3 protein-coding genes are annotated in these 2,247 nt (G+C 64.5%); 1 reads left to right on the plus strand and 2 read right to left on the minus strand.

Annotation, left to right across the window (positions count from 1 at the left end):
- Window positions 1-649 (minus strand): zinc-dependent alcohol dehydrogenase (locus tag VN856_RS11545; RefSeq protein WP_325689076.1); only part of this gene is annotated, 649 nt, incomplete at its 3' end.
- Window positions 646-1,809, minus strand: a complete 1,164-nt coding sequence (locus VN856_RS11550) for a sulfotransferase (RefSeq protein ID WP_325689078.1) — start codon at window positions 1,807-1,809, stop codon at window positions 646-648. The genes VN856_RS11550 and VN856_RS11545, both read right to left, overlap by 4 nt.
- A 74-nt stretch (window positions 1,810-1,883) precedes the next feature.
- Here VN856_RS11550 and VN856_RS11555 point away from each other — a divergent pair.
- On the plus strand, window positions 1,884-2,247 hold a 364-nt coding region (locus VN856_RS11555), incomplete at its 3' end, for an MBL fold metallo-hydrolase (RefSeq protein WP_325689080.1).

Genomic DNA, 2,247 nt, shown 5'->3' on the forward strand with positions numbered 1-2,247 from the left:
ATCCCGCCACGTCGGCGTCGGCGACCGACTCCAGGACGTCAGTGGCACCGGTCGCTTTCGCGAATTCGCGGCGTCGAAGATCCGGGTCGACAACGGTCACGCGAACCGCGCCCTTCTCGAGCGCCCAGACCAATGTCGTGAGCCCGACGCCGCCGGCCCCGACGATCACCACCTCGTCGCCGGAGGTGACCTCAGCGCTGTGCACGCCATGCAACCCGACCGCGAAGGGCTCAACCAGAGCCGCATAGGTTGCGGGCAGGTCGGCGGGCATCGCAAACGCGTGGCGTGCGGGCACGACCGCAAGGTCGGCGAAGCCGCCGGCCGGTCCCATCCCGATATAGCGGGTGTGCGCGCAGTGCGATACCGCGCCGGCCGCACAGTATCGGCACGCACCGCATGAAACGACAGGTAGCACAGCGACGTTCGTGCCTTCGCGCCATTCGCCTGCCGACGATCCCACCGCAACGATCTCACCGCCCAGTTCGTGGCCCATGATCATGCCGGCGGGTGCATAGAGTTGGGCCTTGATGTCGGAGCCACACACTCCGCACGCGGCAACGCGGATCAGCAGTTCGTCGGGGCCCGGGCTCGGGTCGGCCACGTCGACGATGTCGAAGCCGTGGTCCTCGGTAGTGACTGCGGCCCTCACTTCGCCTCCTCCAGCTCGACGTCGAACGCCGACAGATATTCGTCGAACAGCGGCTCGAGGTCGGCGCGGGTCACGCCCGATCCATCCAGCGAATAGGGAGCGGCCCCGTGGCGGTCCTGCGGGTGTTGCTCGAGCCAGCTGAGCATCGATGCTTCGGTGTCGGCAGTCAGATCGTCTGCGGCCCAGTCATACAACGCGTGCATCGCTGCGATGGGATCGCGCATCAGGTCCGCATAGTGCAAATCAAAGAAACGGTCGTCGCCGATGCGCTTGCGGGTCCGAAGCGGGCGGGTGACATGCGCGTGCAACTGGCTGAGCACGTTGGCCACGATGCTGTCCTGATCGAGGTCGGCGCCCATCACCGAGCGCGACAGATAGTTCAGGCGCAAGAAGGACGCGGTCGCCTGAAACGGGTCCCGGTGTGCCCAGACGATACGCACGTCGGGATAGGTCGCCAGCAGCGCTTCGATGTGCACCGCATGGGAAGGCATCTTCAGCGACCACGTGCCCGGTGCGCGTGACTGCAGCATCTGTAATACGTTGCGCTGGTAGGTGTATGCGCTGGTCATGTCGGTCGCAAGAAGCCACTCCGCGTATTCGGATGTGGGCATGAACGACTCCCACAGATAGGCCTTGAAATCCTGGTTCTGCACGAACAGACACTCGGTGGGCCCGTCGGCCTCGTCCCAATGCACCAACGGAATGTTGGCGGCTTTCAGCCCCTCGGCCAGTACCTCCAGCTCACCCTTTTTCTTGAGGCAGCGCGGATCGGTGCGCAGCGTATGCGGTGTCGACGGTGGCACGGAATCCTCAGCCTCCCAGGTCAGTAACGACCGGCGGCGCGGATCTTGATCCAGCAGATAACTTGCCAGCGAGGTGCCGGTGCGGGGAAGACCGAGCACCACCAGCGGACGGTCGACCTTCTCGTCGGCGACCTCGGGATGTTGCGTGATGTAGTCGATGACGCGCAGCCGGTTCCACATCGCGTCAACGAACTGGCTGTAGACGAATTCGCGCCCGCCCGGGTTGACACCCGGGGCAGACTCGCAGCTGTTGATCAGCAGCCGCAGGCCCTCCTGCCAAGTGTCGTCGCCGAAGTCGTCGAGACCGGCGCGCTCGCAGGCTCGGGTGACGAGTTCGTCGAAGCACTGGGTCGTCATGGCCGCCGATACTATACGGCCGTAGAGAACAAATGTTAGGTTATGCAAACGCCGATCTCGAAAGGTGACCGCCGATGCCGCCATCGCTCGACGAACTCGTCAAACAGGGCGAGGGCAGCCAGGATGCGATCGATATGGGCGAGGGCATCTTCATGTCCAAGAACATCGCGAACAGCTACCTGGTCACCACGCCCGATGGCGACGTGCTGATCAACACCGGCACTGACTTCGAAGCACCCGAGATCAAGGCGCGTTTCGCGCGAGCCAGCACCGGCCCCCTGCGGCACATCACCTTCACCCAGGGCCATCCCGACCACGTCGGCGGGTGGAGCTCGTTCCATGCGGACGGCGTCCAGACGATTGCGCAGGCGAATCACCGCGACGTACGCGAATACTGGCGCCACCTGCACCCGTTCTACGTGCGCCGAATCATGGCCC

This window comes from Mycobacterium sp. (assembly GCF_035603715.1).
In the GTDB taxonomy this organism is placed as follows: Bacteria; Actinomycetota; Actinomycetes; order Mycobacteriales; family Mycobacteriaceae; genus Mycobacterium.